Origin of the sequence: Algoriphagus boseongensis (genome assembly GCF_004362805.1) — a bacterium.
GTDB classification, from domain to species: domain Bacteria; phylum Bacteroidota; class Bacteroidia; order Cytophagales; family Cyclobacteriaceae; genus Algoriphagus; species Algoriphagus boseongensis.
In genome coordinates, this window is record NZ_SNYF01000005.1 from 374,502 (window position 1) to 393,652 (window position 19,151).

Consider the following 19,151-nt stretch of genomic DNA (forward strand, 5'->3'; position numbering starts at 1 on the left):
ATCCTTCTGTGCCTTTTCGGTAACTTTGACACCATGAATGCTTATTTACCATTTGAAGAAAGATTGAATTCCTTTATTTCTTTAGGCAAAAGACTTAGTTCATTAAGCCCGGATGAAAAAGAGGAAGTAATTAGAAGGACTAATAATCAAAACAATTGGTTTACTTCAAATTCAGTTCTTTCGGCTTTGGAAGGCCTTTCTTATATGCTTGAGGAGCAAAATTTTCGAAAATGGCTCAGTAAGTATGATTTTTCTACAGAAAAGACTCCGAAGGAAATAGGAATAATCATGGCAGGGAATATTCCAGGAGTGGGATTTCATGATTTGATGTGTGTCTTACTTTCAGGGAATAAAGCTGCTGTGAAGTTGAGTTCTGCAGATTCCTATTTCACTACTTGGCTGATCAACCAACTTTTTGAAATTCAACCTAAATGGGCAGAAGCTATTTCTATGGAGGAAATGCTAAAAGGTAAGGAAGCCTATATCGCAACAGGAAGTGATAATTCAGCGAGATATTTCAATTACTACTTTGGAAAATACCCTAACCTAATCAGAGCTAATAGAACTTCTGTTGCCATTCTTTCTGGGAGTGAATCCGATCAGGATCTGGCAGACTTGGGAGAGGATATTTTCACTTATTTTGGTTTGGGCTGCCGAAATGTATCCAAAGTCTATGCAAAAGATGAAGCAATTCTGATTCGCTTATTGGATGCATTGGAGAAATATAAGTATGTGGCTGATAATCATAAGTACCTCAATAATTACGAATACAATAAATCTATTTATCTGGTCAACCGAGAACCGCATTTAGATAATGGATTTTTAATCTTGAAAGAAAGCCCTGAGTTGGTATCCCCGATAGGAGTTTTGTATTATGAGTTTTATGATGATGTTCCTCAGTTGATTCAAACTCTGGAAGCCCAAAGACAGAAAATTCAGGTAATGGTTGGGAAAAAATCCGAATGTCCTGCCTTCATCCCTTTTGGTACTGCACAGAAGCCAGCTCCTTGGGAATACGCAGATAAGGTAGATACTTTGAAATTTTTATTGAGTCTGGACTAAGGAAGAAGCTTCATTTTGAAGGCTTTTTTCCAGTGTGATGCAAAATTTAGATCCTTCCCCTTCTTTGGAGGTGATTTCCAAAGTTCCTCCGTTCTTAAAAATATATTCTCTTACCAAGACCAGTCCTAAACCAGTCCCGCTTTCATTATTTTGTCCTCTGGTGGTGAAGGATACCCCTGAATTTAATTTTTCGAGGTTTTCCTCAGAAATCCCAATACCAAAGTCCTTTACACAGACTTTCACCTGATTTTCGCCTTCATCAATCAGTTCAATGATTACCTTGCTGTTTTGGGGAGAAAATTTAATTGCATTGGAAATTAGATTTCTGAAGATCAATTCGATCATATTTTTGTCCGCCTTAATCTTGGTCGGTTTAGGGTTAATCAGCTCCAACTGAATATTTTTCTCTTTGGCTATGCGTTCCAATAGGCTTTTTTGACTTTTCAAAATTGATTCTAGATCCAATTCTTTTTTGTCGATTTGCTCACCTCGAAGTTGGGAACTAGTCCAGCCTAAAAGGTTTTCCAATAATAGCGCGACATGCTCCATATTTTTGGAGACCTCCGGTAAAATTTCCAAAAACTCCTCCTGTGAAATCAACCCTGTTTGAGTAAGATGAATCAATTCCTTGACGCCTAAAACCGGACCTTTTAGGTCGTGAGAAATCACACTGAAAAGCTTATCCTTTAGGTCATTGAGCTTCTGTAATTCAAGAGCTTGATTTTTCAGCTTTTCATTATTCAAAATTTCCTTGGTGAGATCATCAATCAAGAGAATATAGCCAGTAATTCCACCTTTTTGATCCAAAAGCGCTACTGATTCAATTTTATAATAGGTTTCTTTCTCTGGGATTTTTACGGTGATTTCCTGATTTTCCGAGGAATCTCCTTTCAAGAGATTTAGAATTTCATCTTTGCCACTAAATAAATCTTGGACACTATTTCCGATTTTTAAAAGTCCAGGAGAGCCGCAAAGAAATTTCGCAGCCGGATTGAAGTCCACAATTTTTTGAGATTTATCCAAAACAATAACCCCACGAGTTACCAATTCCAGGATTTTATTTCTGGCGACGGGTTTGAGGTCTAAGAGTTGATAATTGATGATTGCAATTGCCAAAAAGAAATAAGTGAAAAGGAATGCAAATGGAGTTACATCCAGACCTTCAAAAGGTTTTAAGATGGAGGTTTGGTAGAGAATATTTAAGGCAATTGGGAAAATTCCTCCGATTATGAGAATTTTCGTGAGTGAACGATAATGCTGATTTGCATTTCGAAATCCTCTAATCAAAATTACTGTCCCCATTAGAAAGCACCCATATGCAAAAATTGTCTGGATATGGTACCAAGGTCCTTTATCTATTCCTATTAATGGGAATGGACCAGTTTCTATAAGCCAATAATTTGCATAATGCAGGTGAAAAAGACTTTCATTTAATAAAATGATATAAGTTAAAATCGGGATGATAAATAATGTGGGTATTATCCAACGAGATTTTCTCAGTTCAAATCCGGTATATTTTAAGGTAAAAATTACCCAAAAAACCGGAGCGGTTAATAATCCTGCATATTCTATCTTGATCCAAAAAATAATTTCTTCAAGTTTACTGGTAGAAAGTTCAATTCCATAAAAGAATCCCCAGACTGAAACAGCGATCATGGTAAATCCTAACCATTTGATTGAATCAGTTGATTTCCAGGTGATAAATGTGGAAATGATCCCAACTATCAGGCCTGAAAATATCAGGGTAAGTGAATATGGGTTTATAGACAAATCCATTTATGATCCAGAAGTATTTTAAAGGGCAAGGGAATTAAATGTTAATTAAACTATTTTATTTCAAACTAAAAAAAGTTTTGAAGAACCTTAACCAGAATAATTATCTCAATACTATTTTTTCTCCAATCGGATTATTGATAGGACTGACTTTGGTTACTTTCTTAATGGTAATTCAATTAGAATTGGATTCCGGAAAATCAGTATTCGAAGCTATTCCATCTTCCTTGAGTTTCTGGCAATCTGGCTTTTTCAACTTATTGGCCTTTACCCTTCAAATGATGATGGTATTGGCTTTTGGGTATGCCTTGGCCATCTTTCGTCCGATCAATAAAATGCTAAAAAAGGCCGCGGAATTACCCCATGACCTGATAAAAGCCACTTTATTAGTCTCAGGAATAACAATGCTTTCTGGCCTGATTAATTGGGGTTTTGGTTTAGTTATTGGAGCGATTTTTTCCAGGATGGTTCATGAGTCCTTGGTGGAAAGAGGTAGAAAATCCAATCCGGAATTATTAGCCGCCTGTGGATATCTCGGAATGGCAGTCTGGCATGGAGGATTATCAGCTTCTTCCCTTTTGAGCATAGCTGAAAAAGGGCATAGTCTTGAAAATCAAATTGGAGTTATACCTATCGATCAAACTATTTTCTCCTACGAGAATTTGATCTTCACCGGAGGATTGATTTTGGTTTTTATTCTGGTTTCTGGGATCATGGGAAAGTATTCCTCAGGCGATTCATTTATACAAGACAATCTTCCGCTAAAGTCCATTGAAGCAAGTGGTGAGGATAGGCTTGCAAAATGGGTTGGAATATTTATTCTCTTGGTGATTTTATCGGGTTCGATTTTTGGAAAAAACTCTGGTCTTAGTACCATTTCATTGAATTGGGTGATTTTTCTTTTGTTCGGAACCACTTTGGTCTTTTATAAAAGTTGGGGAAGTTTTTTGAAAGCAATGGGAGAGGGCTTGAAGAGTACCCTTGACATTTTCATCCAATTTCCATTTTATGGGGGGATCATGGGATTAATTCTGAGTTCGGGATTGCTGATTTCGCTTTCTGATTTCATTACAGAAATTTCAGGGAAGGAATTTTTTCCTTTGTTCGCTTTTTATTCTTCTGCGCTGGTCAATTTTTTTATTCCTTCAGGAGGAGGTCAATGGGCTGTCCAAGGGCCTTTACTCATGAAAACCGCAGAAATTTTGGAATTGAGTTATGCGAAGATGGCTTTGGTTTTTGCCTATGGTGATCAAATCACAAACCTTTTGCAGCCATTTTGGGCATTACCCCTACTTGCAATCACTGGAGTTTCAGTTCGAAAATTGTTGCCCTATTGTTTGGTGTTTTTCTTGGCAGGTTTCATTTACCTGAGTATGATGATTTGGATTTTGATTTGATCGAATTAAAAATCATAAAAATTGCCTGTCAAGGTGCCAAGGAACCATTGGACAAGATGTTAAGTTATCTTTTTGAGTCCTTTTGCCTATATTCGCAATCGAAAATTTGAACCTTTTATCCACCTTAAAATAATCAAAAAATGGCTTTTGATATCGAAATGATCAAAGAGGTATATGACCGGATTCCAAAAAGAATCGAAGCAGCCCGCAAAGCTGTAGGTCGTCCCCTTACTTTGACAGAAAAAATTCTTTATGCCCACTTGACCGAAGGGCCTGCTTCACAGGCTTATGAAAGAGGAAAATCCTATGTGGATTTCCAGCCAGACAGAGTTGCAATGCAAGATGCGACAGCTCAGATGGCATTGTTGCAGTTCATGCAAGCCGGTCGAGATAAGGTGGCTGTTCCTTCTACTGTTCACTGTGATCACTTGATCCAGGCGGAAGTAGGTGCAGAGAAAGATCTCAACAAGGCTAAAGATAAAAACAGAGAGGTTTATGACTTTTTGGCCTCTGTATCCAATAAGTATGGCATTGGATTCTGGAAGCCAGGTGCCGGTATTATTCACCAAGTAGTATTGGAAAACTATGCTTTCCCAGGTGGAATGATGATCGGAACTGATTCCCACACACCAAATGCAGGTGGACTTGGAATGATCGCAATTGGTGTAGGTGGAGCAGATGCTTGCGACGTAATGGCAGGACTTCCTTGGGAACTTAAGTTTCCAAAGTTGATAGGTGTAAAACTTACCGGAAAAATGTCCGGATGGACTTCAGCAAAAGATGTAATCTTGAAAGTAGCTGGAATTCTTACAGTAAAAGGTGGAACCGGTGCAATCGTTGAATATTTCGGAGAGGGTGCAAGATCTCTTTCTGCGACCGGGAAAGGCACGATCTGTAACATGGGTGCAGAAATCGGCGCTACTACCTCAATTTTCGGATACGATGAAAAATCTGCAGCTTATCTAAAAGGGACTGGTCGAGCTGATATTGCAGCGATGGCTGATGGTATTGCTGCGCATTTGACAGGAGACGACGAGGTATATGCTAATCCTGAAAAATACTTTGATCAGGTAATCGAAATCAACCTTTCTGAACTTGAACCACATGTCAATGGTCCATTTACTCCAGATTTGGCTTGGCCTATTTCAAAATTCGCTGCTGCTGTAAAGGAAAACGGCTGGCCTGCAAAATTAGATGTTGGTTTGATCGGTTCTTGTACCAACTCTTCCTATGAAGATATTTCCAGAGCAGCTTCTTTGGCTCAGCAGGCAGTTGATAAAAAATTAACTGCAAAATCAGAGTATACTATTACTCCAGGTTCTGAGCAGGTAAGATTCACGGTAGAGAGAGACGGTTTCTTGGACACCTTTGGTAAAATGGGTGGAGTTGTTTTGGCAAATGCTTGTGGTCCTTGCATCGGGCAGTGGGCTAGACATGGCGCTGAAAAGCAGGAAAAGAACTCCATCATCACTTCATTCAACAGAAACTTTGCAAAGAGAGCTGACGGAAATCCAAACACGCATGCTTTCGTAGCTTCTCCTGAAATTGTGACTGCATTAGCTATTGCCGGTGATTTAACTTTCAATCCATTGAAGGATACTTTGACCAATTCAGATGGACAGCAAGTAAAACTGGATGAGCCAAGAGGTCTTGAACTTCCAACCAAAGGTTTTGCAGTAGAAGATGCAGGTTACCAAGCTCCTGCTGAAGATGGTTCTAAAGTTGAAGTAAAAGTTGATCCTAAGTCAGATAGACTTCAGCTTTTGGATTCTTTCCCTGCTTGGGAAGGAACTGATCTGAAAGGTTTGAAGCTTTTGATCAAAGCTAAAGGCAAGTGTACCACTGACCATATTTCTATGGCAGGTCCTTGGTTGAAATACCGAGGTCACTTGGATAACATCTCCAATAACATGTTGATTGGTGCAGTAAATGCCTTTAATGATTCCACCAACAAAGTGAAGAATCAACTTACCGGTGAATACGGTGAAGTGCCTGCAACTCAGCGTCAGTACAAAGCTGCAGGCGTAGGTTCAATCGTAGTAGGTGACGAAAACTATGGAGAAGGATCTTCTAGAGAGCATGCCGCGATGGAACCAAGATTCTTGGGAGTTAGAGCAATTTTGGTAAAATCTTTTGCCAGAATTCACGAGACTAACTTGAAGAAGCAAGGGATGCTTGCCTTGACTTTTGCCAATCCAACTGATTATGATTTGGTCAAGGAAGACGATTCTATTGATATCAAAGGTCTTACCACATTTGCTCCTGGGAAGCCATTGGAATTGGTTTTGAATCATGCAGACGGAAGCAGTCATACAATCTTGGCTAACCATACCTACAATGAAGGCCAAATTGAATGGTTTAAAGCTGGTTCTGCTTTGAATCTTATCAAGGCAGCCGCAAATTGATTCGGACTCTTATTCAAGCCGCGGTCTTAAGGCCGCGGCTTTTTTTATTCTTGGACTATGAAAAAAAATGTCCTTTATCTTTTGATTTTTCTCTTTGCTGGGTCTTCTTTTTCGCTCGCTCAAGAAAAAATTGAGCGTGAGGTAAAGGTGAAACCATCTGAGGTTCCAATTTCTGCCCGATCTTGGTTGAAGGATTCTTTTGAAAAGGTGAAAAAGCCTAAATGGTTTTTGGAATTTTCTCAGGAAGGGAAAGCGTATGAAGCTAAATTTTGGTGGGAGGAACACTACCATAGTGTGAAATTTGACTCACTCGGCAACCTAAAAGATGTTGAAATTGAAATTTCTGCCGAAGAAATGCCAATAGAATCTTGGGCTAATGTTCAATCCTATTTCAAAGGAGAGTTTGTGGATTATTCAGTCCAAAAAATCCAAAGACAAATTATTGGAAGTGAGTCTGATGTAGAGGACTTTTTTGATGAGGGAGAAAAGGAGGGAATTACTTTGCGTTATGAAATTGTTTTTGATGGCAAAAAAGACAACTGGCAAGTATGGGAAGCCCTTTTTGATGAAAATGGAAGTTTTATGACCCTTATTCGTGTACAAACTAAGCCGGTGGACCATTTGATTTTTTGATGAAAAGAGGAAATTGGATTTTGCTGTTTTGTTTTCTAATAATTGGTGAGGCATTTTCTCAGTCTAATCAGACTTTTTTTACCGGCCTCTTTCCTGAAGTGTCCATTACCAAGGGTATATCGCCAACCCAAAAAATCAATTTCAAAATTGAAAATCAGGAGATAATTTTTGACAACAGAGATATTGAAAACCCTCAGTATTCTCATTATAGAACAGATATCATGGGCTTTTTTGATCAATCCCTAAGGCCTGGAATTAGTGTTGCTTTGGGTGTTTTTCACCGATTTCAGGAAGGGGAAGATGGAAATCGAATTATCCAGCAGCTTGCTATACTTCAAAAATCTCGAAACCTCAGAATCAATCATCGATTCAGAACGGATCAGACTTTTACACGAAATGAGCCTCTGGAGCTAAGATTTCGATATCGACTTTCTTTGGAAATTCCCCTTCAAGGAGCTGAACTTGATCCGGGAGAATTTTATTTTTTGGGTTCAGCAGAGTCTATTTTTAGCCAAAAAGGCGGGGATTTTGAAATTGAAAACCGGCTGGTTACCTCCCTAGGTAAATTTTTTAGCAGAAAAGAAAGAATGGAGTGGGGAATCGATTATAGAACTGATGGATATATCCAAGACGGATTTCGTACCCGTTTATGGGCAAAAATCAGCTATTTCTATAATTTCTGATGTAAAAATCAATTTTTGAAACGTAAAAAATTTGCTATGAAATACAATTTGCTGTATGTTTACCGCATATTATTTGAAAAATACAATTCATAAGCCAAAATCACTCAGCTAATAAGTTTTTAATGCAGGATAGGGGGATCAATAGCACTTTCAAAAAGATCATTTATGAATCTTCAGAAATGGTATTTCTGGCTGATGATACCTATCCGTATTCTATTTTTTATGGCAATGAGTCTTTTGAAAATCAAATTGGGGATAATCTAAAGGAAAGAACCCTCGTAGGTCTAGGCCTAGATATTACCTCCTACATTTTCAAAGAGGAATTAATCCTAACTCATGAGAATAAGGACTATTCCTTTCAATTGGAACTTCCGCAAGAAAGTGGGTCTAATTATTATCTTTTTTATAAAGGTAAAGAGGTAAAAACTCATGGACTTCCTTCTAAAAAGGAGGCGTATAAGTTTTTCACGTCCGAATTGGATTTAATTGCAATCGGTAAGAATGATTGTTTGACTTATGTAAACCCACTGGTTTCTCCAGTTTTAGGATATTCTCCAGAGGAAATTTTAAACACGAATCTTTGTCCATTTATTTCTGATGAGGATCTTCCTGAAATCCAGCATCTCTGGAAATCTTTAAAGGAGAACCAAAGAAATGTCATCCATACGATTCGATTTAAATCAAAGTCCGGAGAATACAAATCCTTGGAATGTTCCATTCGATTTGAATTAGAAGTCTTTTTTGTGATCGCAAGAGATGTCACTCAAAAACTTAAAGAACAATCAGAATTTGCTAAAAGAGAAAATCTATTAACAAGTTCAAAAAATTCTTCGGCTCCAATAAAATGGAATTTTTACGCTGTTAGAAAAGAATTTGAGCTTGAGAATCCTAACCAGGTTTCTCAGGATTTCTATAATCAATCAGGATTATCTCAAGAGGCATTGACTACTGAGCTTACCAATTCTCTTGAGAATTTACTTAAGAAATCGACGGATTTAGAATCAGGGTTTTCAGAAAAAATTCAATTCAAAGGTGGTTGCACAATTGAAATTTCTGGATTTAAATCTTCCCTGGAACCTAATAAGTACATTGGAATATTTTCGGAGAATTCCAGCTTCATTAAACTTTCCAAAGAAATTAAGCTCCACAAATCACTATGGCTCGAAAGTCCAGAAGCCATGGTGGTTGTCGATGAAGAGGGGAATATCATGTTCTCCAACAAGGAGGCATTAGAGCTTTTTGGCCTTGAAAAATTGGAAAGCTTAGCTCATTTATCAGACTTAAATGTATTTTTTGAAGAGGGGGAAAACTGGACTGATTGGGTAAAAGCATACGGTCAGGAAAAATTTGTTACCCGGTTTTCGACATTGTTAATCAATGAAAAGGGCAAGCAACTTACGCTTGAGGTAGCCACAAAAAAATCCACAGTTGACGGGGATAATTTTGTAGTGATTTCCTTTAGAAATATTTCTGAAAGGATAATTCTTGAGAAAACCCTAGAGGAAAGTGGAGACTTTTTAATGAACCTTACTGAACAAGTTCCTGGGGGACTATACCAATTGGTATTGAATTCAGAGGGACAAATGAATTTCTCCTTCCTTTCAAAGGGGATTAATTCTGTGTTAGGTTTGAGCCAGGAAGAAATCTTGGAGTTTAAGGACATTTCAGTAGCAATTTCCAAAGTTCATCCTCAGGATCTTCCACAGGTGATCATGAGCTCCGTAGCCTCTGCAAGAAAACTTGAACCTTGGCAATGTCAGTTTAGAGTGAAGTCGGGAAATCCTGATCAACCGTATCGTTGGGTATTGGGTGCAGCGAGACCTCAATCATTGGAAAATGGAGATATGGTATGGTATGGTTACCTCACAGACATCACCAAGCAAAAAGAATTTGAAACTAAGCTTGATGAGGCTAGGAAAACTGCGGAGAAGGCCAATCAGATCAAATCGGATTTCTTGTCCATGATTTCTCATGAATTGAGAACGCCTTTGAATGCGATCTCTGGTTCTGTCTATTCTCTTTTCCAGGAAAATCCAACTGAAAACCAAAAGACTGCATTAACCACCATCAACTTTGCAGTGGACAATTTGATCATCATGATCAATGATCTATTGGATTTCCAGAAGATAGAAGCAGGGAAGTTGACCATTGAGAAAAATCCTTTCAACCTTCAAGATCTTCTGGATCAAATTGTAAAAGGACTTTCATTCCATGCGAAGGATAGCCAAAACATACTTGAGCTTCATGTGTCTGAGGGACTAAATACCTTTGTAAAAGGGGATAAAACAAGACTTTCACAAGTCCTAAATAATTTGATTACCAATGCCCTGAAGTTTACAAATAAGGGAAATGTAGATATCAAGGTAGAATTGGTCGCACAGTCTAAAAATAAAATCAAGGTTTATTTCGAGGTAAAAGACACCGGAATCGGAATCGCTCCAGAAAATCAAGAAAAGATCTTTAATGACTTTGACCAGGTAAGACCAACCTTCAGTACCAAATACGGAGGCACTGGATTGGGATTGTCCATTACCCGTAAACTTTTGGGATTGATGGGCGGTAATATCGCTTTGGAATCCGAGGTTGGTAAGGGCAGTAAGTTTTATTTCGAACTTGAATTCGAAGTTGCTCAAGAAGAACAAAAAACTCCTGCTGAAATCTCTAGTTCTTCTCCATCCTATGAAGGATTACATTTATTGATGGCCGAGGATAATGACGTAAATGCCTTGGTACTCGGAAAAATCATCAAAAAGTGGGGCTATACCTTTGATCGGGCTGTTAATGGTTTGGAAGCTGTGGAAGCTGCCAAAAATAGAAACTACGATTGTATACTGATGGATATTCAGATGCCTGAAATGGATGGTTTTGAGGCAACTGTTGCCATTAAGAAATTCTCTGATAGACCCGTAATCGCTTTGACTGCCGCTGCGAAGCTGGAAATCATGGAAAAAATCCAAGAATGTGGTTTTGATGGCTTTGTGGCAAAACCTATCGACGCAGCAGAATTACTGAAGAGAATCAAAGAAGTAATCAGTGAGAAAAATCAAAGGTCTTGAGCCTTTGCTAAATATTCCTGGACCAAGTCCATTTCAGGATAATTTTTTGCCAGTTCAGGTAAGTACTGTAAAGCCGAAACCTTGTCTCCTTTTAAAACATAGTAAATCCCTTTGTTCCGTAATGCAAACGGATTTTTAGGATTCATTTGGATACTTTGGTTGATAAATTCCAATCCCTCGTCCAACTTATTTAGGAATAAAAGATAAAGCCCTTTGTTGTTATAGAAATAGGCTTGGCGATTATCCAAAGTGATGGCTTTTTCAACAGCATCAAGAGCTTTTTGATATTCCTTTTCTTCAAAAAGAATCATTGATCTCAGATTGAATAAATTGGGTTCGGAAGGATTGATAGCTTCTGCCTTTTCCAATTCTGCCTTTGCTTGAGCTAACTCTTTCTGATAAAACAAAATCGTAGCCTTATTGACCAATAGATCTGAGTTTCCAGGCTCTAATTGGATTGCTTTTTCGAATGCCTCCAAAGAAGCATCAAAATTCTCCAACTTTTCTTGAGTCAGCCCCACCAAGAAAAAGGATTGCCAATTAGTATTATCAAGATTTACCAATCGATCCCCATCTTCTCGGGCTTTGTAAAATTCCCCATTATCCAAATAGGTCAAGCCTCTTTGAAAAATGGCGTCAAAATAGGTAGGATTGAATTGGATGGCCTTTGAGAAATCGCCAATTGCTTCCTCCAATTGATTTAATCGAAGATGAGCAAGTGCTTTGTTGTAATAGGCATCAGAAAAAGTAGAATCTAAAGCAATTGCTTCCTGATAAAACTCCAAGGCGGTTTTTGGGTCATTTTCCTCCATTTTTTCATTCCCTTTCAATAGGAATCTTCCCTTTTTATCCTCTAGGCTGTCACAACTCGTGGATATCAGGGCAAAAAGTAAAATGGTTAAAACGCTATTCAGTATTCTCATCTTCGGGCAGGTACTTTATATCCTCTTTTTCTTCACCCAAAAGTAAGGCAAAAGGTTTGGTGTGTTCGGATAAATCGAAAATTTCTCGAAGAATAGCTAATGTTGGGATTACCAAAATCATCCCTGCAATTCCCCAAATTGATCCACCCACCAATAATCCCAAAAAAGTGATGAAGGCATTCAAATTCACATTTCCTCCAACAATTTTTGGAGTAAGGAAATTTCCTTCCAAGAATTGAATTATCTGGTAGGCACCTAAAACCAAAACCGGATACAAAATACTATCCATGGTAAGGAAAGAATAGATGACAGGTAAGGATACCCCGATCAATGGTCCGATATACGGTATAATATTTAGAATCGCTCCAATGATTCCGAAGAAAATGGCATGCTTGATTCCAATTAAGGAATAGGCCGTGATATTCAAAATGGCAAGGATGATCATTACTTTCCCTACTCCTACTATATAGCTTTGAATTAATTTCCTCAAGCTGGAAATTCTCATTTTAACCAATACCGGGTCTTTTTCGCGGTAAATCATGACCATCATTTTTGTCAAATGATCTCTGTAAAGGAGTAAGAAAAACATGAATATCGGAATCAAAACAAGCCCGGATATTGATCCGATTGCATTCAGGGCAAAGGCAGTTATACTTTTACTGTTTTGATTGAGGTATTCGATAAGTGCATTAGAATCTATTTTATCTTCAAGGTTCTCATTGATTCCAAATTTACTTAATGTCCATTGGTCTATTTCTCCTGCCACGCCGACCAACCTATCAGTCACGTTTGTAAAATCTTTTGTAAAACTCACCACATTGCTGATCACAAAACTGATTAGACCAACAACTAAGGCAGTCATTAGCAAAAGTGAAATGAAACAGGCAAGTGTCCGAGGGAACTTATGCTTTTCCAAAAAATTACTTAGGGGTGTAAACAGTATGGCAAAAAAACCACCCATGAAAATAGGGACAAGGAGACCTTTTCCAACTATTAGGAAAAAGACCAAAACAATAATGAACAACATTACTGTCAATGCCTTGAGATAGGGTGGAAGGTAGAAGTTGTGGGCCCGCATGCTTTTTCTTTTGATTCTTGCAGAAGATATAGGTTCTGAAAATGAATTCCAATTATTGACTTACTAGTCCAGATCTTTTCAATAATGCATCTGGTTTTGGATCTCTTCCCCTGAATTTTCTGAATAATTCAATGGGATGTTCTGAGCCTCCCGCGGAAAGGATGTTCTCCTCAAAAGATCTTGCCGTGACCGGATCAAAAATTCCCATTTCCTGAAATAATTCAAATGCATCTGCATCCAAAACTTCAGCCCATTTGTAGCTGTAATAGCCTGAAGAATATCCTCCCTGGAAAATATGGGAAAAACTAGTGCTAACCATAGCTTCGGGAACCTTAGGAAGCAAGTCGGTTTTTTCCATTACCTTGGATTCAAAATCCTTTAAATTTTGAATCCCTGATGGATTTTGACTATGGTAAGCCATATCCAAAAGTCCAAAACTCAGCTGTCTTACAGTTAGATACCCTTGTTGGAAGTTTGCTGCCTTTTTGATTTTCTCAATCAATTCCACCGGAATAGCCTCATTGGTTTGGTAATGTCTGGCAAAGAGGTCCAGGCATTCTTTTTCGTAACACCAGTTTTCAAAGATCTGGGAAGGAAGCTCCACGAAGTCCCAGTACACGCTAGTTCCGGAGAGACTCTCATAGGTTCCTCTTGCAAGCATGCCGTGAAGTGCATGGCCAAATTCGTGGAACAAGGTGGTGACCTCGTTGAAAGTTAAAAGGCTGGGCTTGGTTTTAGTAGGTTTGGTAAAATTGCAGACAATGCTGATTTGAGGTCGGCTGTCGGTTTCATTTTCTTTAAACTGCCCTTTGAATGAGGTCATCCAAGCCCCATTTCTTTTTCCAGCCCTTGGGAAAAAGTCCGCATAAAATACCGCCAAATGCTTTCCATTTCTATCTTTTACTTCATAAGCAGTAACATCTGGGTGATAAACAGGAATGGAGGAGTTTTTTTCAAAAGTCAGTCCGTACAATTTTTCTGAAGTCAGAAATACTCCATCGATGACTTTCTCCAACTGAAAATAGGGGCGAAGGAGCTCGTCATCCAGCTCATACTTTTCCTTTTTCAGTAATTCAGAATAATAGGCAAAATCCCATTTTTCAAGATCGTTAAGCCCATCCATTTTTTGGGCGTAGGCTTTTACTTCCTCCACATCAGCTTTTCCTTTTGGCTTTGCTTTTTCCAGAAGGGATTCCAAAAACTTCATCACCGCCTCAGGACTTTTCGCCATTCTTTCCTCAAGAACAAAGGCAGCGTGGCTTGCGTATCCCAGCAGATTGGCCCGTTGATGTCTTAGGTTTAGGATGGATTTAATGATTTCTTGGTTATCCAATTCGTCACCTTTGGAAGACTTGGTGTTGAAGGCCATGAACAATGACTTCCGCAATTCTCTATTTTTTGCATAAGTCATAGCGGGGATATAACTCGGGTAATCCAAGGTAAAAGCCCATTTGCCAGGCTGTCCTTTTTCTTCTGCTACCAAGGCAGCGGCTTCCTTGGCACCTTCAGGCAGCCCGTCTATATCGGTTTCCTTTTCCACAAAGTGTACAAACTTATTGGTCTCTGCCAGGACATTTTCTCCAAACTTGAGACTTAATTGAGCTAATTCCTGATCAATTTTTCTGAGTTTATTTGCTTGTTCTGGAGATAGATTAGCACCATTTCGGACAAAGGCCTTGTAAGTCTTGTCTAAAAGTGTAACCTGCTCGGGTGAAAGAGATTTTAAATCAATCTCCTGCTTTAATTGAGCTACCCGCTGGAAAAGCTCCTTATCCAATAAGATGTCATTGGAATGCTCAGTCAGAAGAGGAGAAATTTCTCTAGCTAGTTTTTGAATTTCATCGTTGGTTTCCGCTGAATTCAGATTGAAGAAAATAGCTGATATAGCCCCAAGCTTTTTCCCTGATTGATCCAAGGCCTCAATTGTATTTTGGAAAGTGGGGAGGGGCTGGGCTTTGATTTTCTCAATTTCTTTTTTAGCCTCCAATATGGATTCCTTGATGGCTGGAAGGAAATGTTCGGGTTTAATTTCTTGAAAAGGAGGGGTATGAAAAGGTGTAGCAAATTCTGCTAAAAGTGGGTTAATCATAAGGTTTGTAATGCTTGTGGTGATTTATTCTGGGAATTCCCATTTGGGCTCAATCAGATGCCCGATTTTTTTCATTTCGGCCTTCAATTTACCAATTTGTTCAGTAAAGCTTTCCAATTGCCAGAGATGAAACTTTACTTTTTGGGATTCTTCAACACTTAATTGATAGGTGGCAAAATCTCCCAAACCAAATGAGGCTTCAGCACGATTGACTAATATCCAGTACTTCTGGGCATTGTAATATTCTTGCAATTCCTGACCGTCTTTAGTTCCGTCATTGATCAAGTCTTGGTCATTCTTTTCTTTTTCAATGATCAACTTCCAATCTCGATCGCAGAGGTATAAAACTCTTGTCCAGGTTCTTCGTGCGAAAACTAAGTCTGCGATCCTTTCCTGTTCATTTTGAACCAAAGGAGAGGTAGCATGATATACTAATGTTAGCGCCAGGTTGATTCCATTGTACCGGTTATTCAACAAATAGTAACTTCTTTGGTAGTATAGAATGGAATCTTCCAAATGGTTTGCTCCTTCACCGCATTCGTAAAGTTTTTTCTTTACTGCTCCAGCAGAGGAAACGGTTTCCGGGTCATTCGTATGGGCCAGATTGATGGATTCCAATAGAGCCAAAGACTCATAAAGGGAAGTAACCAGATCAGGATGAGCAGCTTTGTAAGTAACAAAAGCCAGGCGGTGAATCAGATAGGTGTCTTTTTGTCCAGATAATAAAAGTGCAGATTGGAATAATCCTTTTGCCTTCAAAAACTCCTTGGTTTCAATCGCATCTTCTGCTTCCTGAATAATTAAGGAAAGAGCTTTTCCGATTTCAGGAGAAGTAGGTTTTTTCTCTTGGCTTTCTACAGCCTTTTCAATCTCAGCCTGAAGTTTTGGCGGGATAAGAGAATTCAAATAAGTATAAACTGGGCTGTCCGGTTCTTTTTTATCCAAAACTGTTTGAATTACATTTCCCAAGGCTGCCCTGAATCTTTCCACTTCCTCATAATCGATAGCATCCCCCAAATGCTGGTAACTGTGGATCACAATATGATTCAGGTCAAAGGGGTACATCAATTTATTTTCAGAGATGACTATGGTGGTGAAAGGTCTCAAAGCATGTCGTATACCTAATTCATACAATGCATTCGCATTCAAAGTAGATAAATCAGCAATCACTAAATCTGCTTGAAGTAATTCCCGATACATCTGTACATCTATGGAACCCGAATGGGTGATTTCGTCGGCTCGGACGCATTCCACTCCTTTGGCTTCAACTACAGGCTTGATCAGGAGTCTGTAAGATTTGTTGAGGTCAAGCTTCCTTCCGTTGATGTAGTCGGTTTTGGTTCCAAAGCCCATCACCACGAAGCATCTTTTTTTGGTATCGGCCATAGTCAAAAAGTTAAAAGTTGAAAATTAGTGTGTTTTATAAATATTATGAAAGGTAGAAATTATAAAATAAAATCATGAAAGCGAATGCTTTAGAGCCAAAATACACAAAGGTTCGATTTTGAATAAGAAGAAATTTTGATAGAAAAAGAAAAACCCAGCCTTAGGCCGGGTTTTTTATGGATTTTAATAGTCGAAATCGCAACTCATGCTTTCCATTCCAATCGGTGCTCCATCAGGCACACTCAATGTAGATTGAGGGGTGAGTTCTTCAGGTAAATTTAGATAGCTATTGATTTTTTTGGCCAAGTATTCTCTATGGGCTTGAAGAGTTGATGAGCCAGATCCTGACATTCCAGCCAATTGGCTTAGATGTTTTCTAGCCAAAGCCCTTACAGTTTGGCTTGCATTTGCATTTTTGGACAAATCAATCAGATGATCCACATACTTGGATTCTGTCATCATTTTGATTTCACTCTGTAGTCCTGAAGGAACAGTATTGGAAAATACCTGATCCTTAACCTTGGTCAAGACAGCTTCAAAGCTTGGAAGGGAATTGTCCTGTAAGTTTTGGAGGTAGATTCTATTTGCTCTTCCGGACTCCAGCAAGAAACTGAAGGTGGTTTCTACCACATTTTCAGCAGGAGCAATCGGGTCGAAGACAGGTCCAGTTCTGGAAGGGAAGGTCTCCCTAGTTTTGCCATACCCATAAGGTCTTGGAGGAATTAAAGCTAAAATATGGGAAGGAACCTCTAACTGAGAAGGAGAAATAGTTGTCAAAAGAGCAGAAAGAGCATCATTCTGATCTTTAGCAGCAATCCATTTTTGGTTAGGCTGGTTGTCTCCTTTTACTTTATAAGTGAAGTCCAAGCCACCAATCAACTTTGAGGTAGCTTCCAACTGATAGCGATGCATCAGGTATAGGGGAACAAAAACTTCTTCTAACAAGGCTTGAGGCTCTCCGGTTTTGATAGCATTTAAACCGAAAGTTTTCATTCGGTTTTCTCTCAGTTTGAGCAATCTCATCAATTCTGCAGAAGCGGAAGCTCCATTGTCCCAAAGATGGGAGCGAGGATGCACTCCACTAGGATTTCTGGAATCTGAATCAGTAATGAATTCAAATCCTGCTGAATAGGTATCCCTCAATGTTTTTTCTAAAAACTCCTGTTCAGATTGTCCAGGTGCTGGAGTTCCGTAGCCATAAGTAATCGCCCATTTATCCCAATCGCCAATTCCTAAGTCATAGGATTGTCCAAAGTCTAAATTCCCATTTGCATCTTCGGTAATCAAATGATGCGGGTAATCCATTACAGAAGATCTTCCAGAAGCAGAAGTTGCATAGCTGTGAGCCAATCCAATGGTATGGCCAATTTCATGGGCTGAAAGCTGCTTTAGTCTAGTAATTGCCAATTCCATCATTCTTGGATCTACTGGTTTTCCCTCTTCAAAAGGTTGAATTAAACCTTGGGCAATGAGGTAATCCTGACGAACTCTCAAGGAGCCTAAAGAAACCTGACCTTTGATAATTTCACCTGTTCTTGGGTCTCTAACGCTAGAACCATAAGACCAGCCACGGGTAGATCTATGAACCCACTGAATCACATTGTAGCGGATATCCATCAAGTCCATTCCTTCTGGAGCTAATTCAACCCGGAAAGCATTTTTGAAACCTGCTGCTTCAAAAGCTTGAGCCCACCAGTTTCCACCTTCAATCAAAGCTGAAGCCACTGGCTCAGGAGTTCCTCGGTCCAAGTAATAAACAATTGGTTCCACTACCTCAGATACAGCAGCATTGGGATCTTTTTTCTCCAATCTATGTCTGGAAATGAATCGCTTCACTAAAGGCTCATCAATTGGGGTGGTATAATCCTGGTAGCTGATGAAGAAGAATCCCGCTCTAGGGTCAAATTCTCTTTTGGCGTAGAGATCAGGAAGTTCAATGAAGGAATGTCTCATCCTTACCGTTACCGCTTCAGGAGTAGGGGTAACCGATCTCAAATAGCCTCCTGCGCCTGTTCCGGTTAGAGTAATAGTTGCTTCAACTTCAGTGTTTTTTGGAAAGTTCTTGGTGGTTTCATAATACAAACCTGATCGGCTAGCGTCCACCCGATAAGTTCCCTGTCTACTTCGAGAAAGAGATTCGCTTACTCCATGAGCATCCTGGAGGAAAAAGTTGGTCCCGTCTACGATTACTTTATCTCCTTCAGTCTTTACAATTTCAAATCCCCAAAGGGCAGATTCTGCAAAAGCATCTTTGATGGATTTGGCTTCATAGGGATTGTCTGTGTAAGCCCTGAAACCATAATTTTTATGCACAAGAAGAATCTTGTTTCCAGTTTTTCTGAATTCTACCACTCGGTCATCGCCCAATTGTCCTCGGTCAAGTCCGATGTCATTTGAGCCAACTCCAGCGGTTAGTGCATTTACATAGAGGAATTCTTTATCTAAAAAGGGGATTTCCAAATAGATTTTGCCTTTCTCTTCATCTAAATAAAAAGGGACAAAACCTTCTTTTTTGCTCATTTTGGTAAAATCCTGGGCTTGAATAAAACCTGAAATCGTCCAAAAAAACAAAAAGCTTAAGATCAAGGATGTTTTTCTCATAAGGTGTTTTGGTTTGACCACAAATTACCAAATTCGATTTGGTCTGGAACACCATTAATGGAAAA

At 39.0% G+C, this 19,151-nt stretch carries 12 protein-coding genes; 6 read left to right on the forward strand and 6 right to left on the reverse strand.

All coding sequences use genetic code 11. The annotated features are described in order from the left end of the window. Window positions 1-33 precede the first annotated feature (33 nt). Window positions 34-1,062, forward strand: coding sequence for an acyl-CoA reductase (locus DFQ04_RS01685; RefSeq protein ID WP_133552058.1), 1,029 nt, complete (start codon window positions 34-36; stop codon window positions 1,060-1,062). Here DFQ04_RS01685 and DFQ04_RS01690 read toward each other — a convergent pair. Beyond that, window positions 1,045-2,838: a sensor histidine kinase gene (locus DFQ04_RS01690; RefSeq protein WP_133552060.1), complete on the reverse strand. Its 1,794-nt coding sequence runs from the start codon at window positions 2,836-2,838 to the stop codon at window positions 1,045-1,047. The genes DFQ04_RS01685 and DFQ04_RS01690 overlap by 18 nt on opposite strands. Before the next feature lie 77 nt (window positions 2,839-2,915). On the opposite strand from DFQ04_RS01690, the gene DFQ04_RS01695 reads away from it, so the two are divergent. From DFQ04_RS01695 to DFQ04_RS01715, 5 genes are all read left to right on the forward strand, one after another. Then, complete coding sequence (locus tag DFQ04_RS01695) at window positions 2,916-4,232, forward strand: TIGR00366 family protein (RefSeq protein WP_166637231.1); 1,317 nt, start codon at window positions 2,916-2,918, stop codon at window positions 4,230-4,232. A gap of 140 nt (window positions 4,233-4,372) precedes the next feature. Further along, window positions 4,373-6,637: an aconitate hydratase gene (locus tag DFQ04_RS01700; protein WP_133552065.1), complete on the forward strand. Its 2,265-nt coding sequence runs from the start codon at window positions 4,373-4,375 to the stop codon at window positions 6,635-6,637. A gap of 57 nt (window positions 6,638-6,694) precedes the next feature. Beyond that, window positions 6,695-7,270: a hypothetical protein gene (locus DFQ04_RS01705; protein ID WP_133552067.1), complete on the forward strand. Its 576-nt coding sequence runs from the start codon at window positions 6,695-6,697 to the stop codon at window positions 7,268-7,270. Continuing rightward, window positions 7,270-7,953 carry a DUF2490 domain-containing protein gene (locus DFQ04_RS01710; RefSeq protein ID WP_133552069.1) on the forward strand — a complete coding sequence of 228 codons (684 nt, stop codon included), beginning with the start codon at window positions 7,270-7,272 and terminating at the stop codon, window positions 7,951-7,953. Before DFQ04_RS01705 ends, DFQ04_RS01710 begins: the two co-directional genes overlap by 1 nt. 122 nt (window positions 7,954-8,075) lie before the next feature. Then, entirely contained in the window at window positions 8,076-11,009 is a 2,934-nt protein-coding gene (locus DFQ04_RS01715; protein ID WP_133552071.1) for an ATP-binding protein, read from the forward strand. Here DFQ04_RS01715 and DFQ04_RS01720 read toward each other — a convergent pair. The 5 genes from DFQ04_RS01720 to DFQ04_RS01740 all read right to left on the reverse strand — a co-directional run bounded on the left by DFQ04_RS01720 (window position 10,997) and on the right by DFQ04_RS01740 (window position 19,086). Continuing rightward, window positions 10,997-11,932, reverse strand: coding sequence for a tetratricopeptide repeat protein (locus tag DFQ04_RS01720; protein ID WP_133552073.1), 936 nt, complete (start codon window positions 11,930-11,932; stop codon window positions 10,997-10,999). The genes DFQ04_RS01715 and DFQ04_RS01720 overlap by 13 nt on opposite strands. Continuing rightward, a complete protein-coding gene (locus tag DFQ04_RS01725) occupies window positions 11,916-13,010 on the reverse strand; it encodes an AI-2E family transporter (protein WP_133552075.1) in 1,095 nt (364 codons plus the stop codon). The genes DFQ04_RS01720 and DFQ04_RS01725 overlap by 17 nt, the downstream gene beginning before the upstream one ends. Window positions 13,011-13,062: 52 nt before the next feature. Continuing rightward, a complete protein-coding gene (locus DFQ04_RS01730) occupies window positions 13,063-15,099 on the reverse strand; it encodes a M3 family metallopeptidase (protein ID WP_243739613.1) in 2,037 nt (678 codons plus the stop codon). A gap of 24 nt (window positions 15,100-15,123) precedes the next feature. Further along, window positions 15,124-16,485, reverse strand: coding sequence for a tetratricopeptide repeat-containing protein (locus DFQ04_RS01735; protein ID WP_133552077.1), 1,362 nt, complete (start codon window positions 16,483-16,485; stop codon window positions 15,124-15,126). 183 nt (window positions 16,486-16,668) lie between these two features. Next, entirely contained in the window at window positions 16,669-19,086 is a 2,418-nt protein-coding gene (locus DFQ04_RS01740) for a zinc-dependent metalloprotease (RefSeq protein WP_133552079.1), read from the reverse strand. Between the last annotated feature and the right edge of the window lie 65 nt (window positions 19,087-19,151).

Excerpts from the sequence above, each read along its gene's own strand:
- DFQ04_RS01685 (WP_133552058.1), top strand. The coding sequence starts at position 34 with ATGAATGCTTATTTACCATTTGAAGAAAGATTGAATTCCTTTATTTCT.
- DFQ04_RS01690 (WP_133552060.1), bottom strand. The coding sequence starts at position 2,838 with ATGGATTTGTCTATAAACCCATATTCACTTACCCTGATATTTTCAGGC.
- DFQ04_RS01700 (WP_133552065.1), top strand. The coding sequence starts at position 4,373 with ATGGCTTTTGATATCGAAATGATCAAAGAGGTATATGACCGGATTCCA.
- DFQ04_RS01705 (WP_133552067.1), top strand. The coding sequence starts at position 6,695 with ATGAAAAAAAATGTCCTTTATCTTTTGATTTTTCTCTTTGCTGGGTCT.
- DFQ04_RS01710 (WP_133552069.1), top strand. The coding sequence starts at position 7,270 with ATGAAAAGAGGAAATTGGATTTTGCTGTTTTGTTTTCTAATAATTGGT.
- DFQ04_RS01715 (WP_133552071.1), top strand. The coding sequence starts at position 8,076 with ATGCAGGATAGGGGGATCAATAGCACTTTCAAAAAGATCATTTATGAA.
- DFQ04_RS01720 (WP_133552073.1), bottom strand. The coding sequence starts at position 11,932 with ATGAGAATACTGAATAGCGTTTTAACCATTTTACTTTTTGCCCTGATA.
- DFQ04_RS01725 (WP_133552075.1), bottom strand. The coding sequence starts at position 13,010 with ATGCGGGCCCACAACTTCTACCTTCCACCCTATCTCAAGGCATTGACA.
- DFQ04_RS01730 (WP_243739613.1), bottom strand. The coding sequence starts at position 15,099 with ATGATTAACCCACTTTTAGCAGAATTTGCTACACCTTTTCATACCCCT.
- DFQ04_RS01735 (WP_133552077.1), bottom strand. The coding sequence starts at position 16,485 with ATGGCCGATACCAAAAAAAGATGCTTCGTGGTGATGGGCTTTGGAACC.
- DFQ04_RS01740 (WP_133552079.1), bottom strand. The coding sequence starts at position 19,086 with ATGAGAAAAACATCCTTGATCTTAAGCTTTTTGTTTTTTTGGACGATT.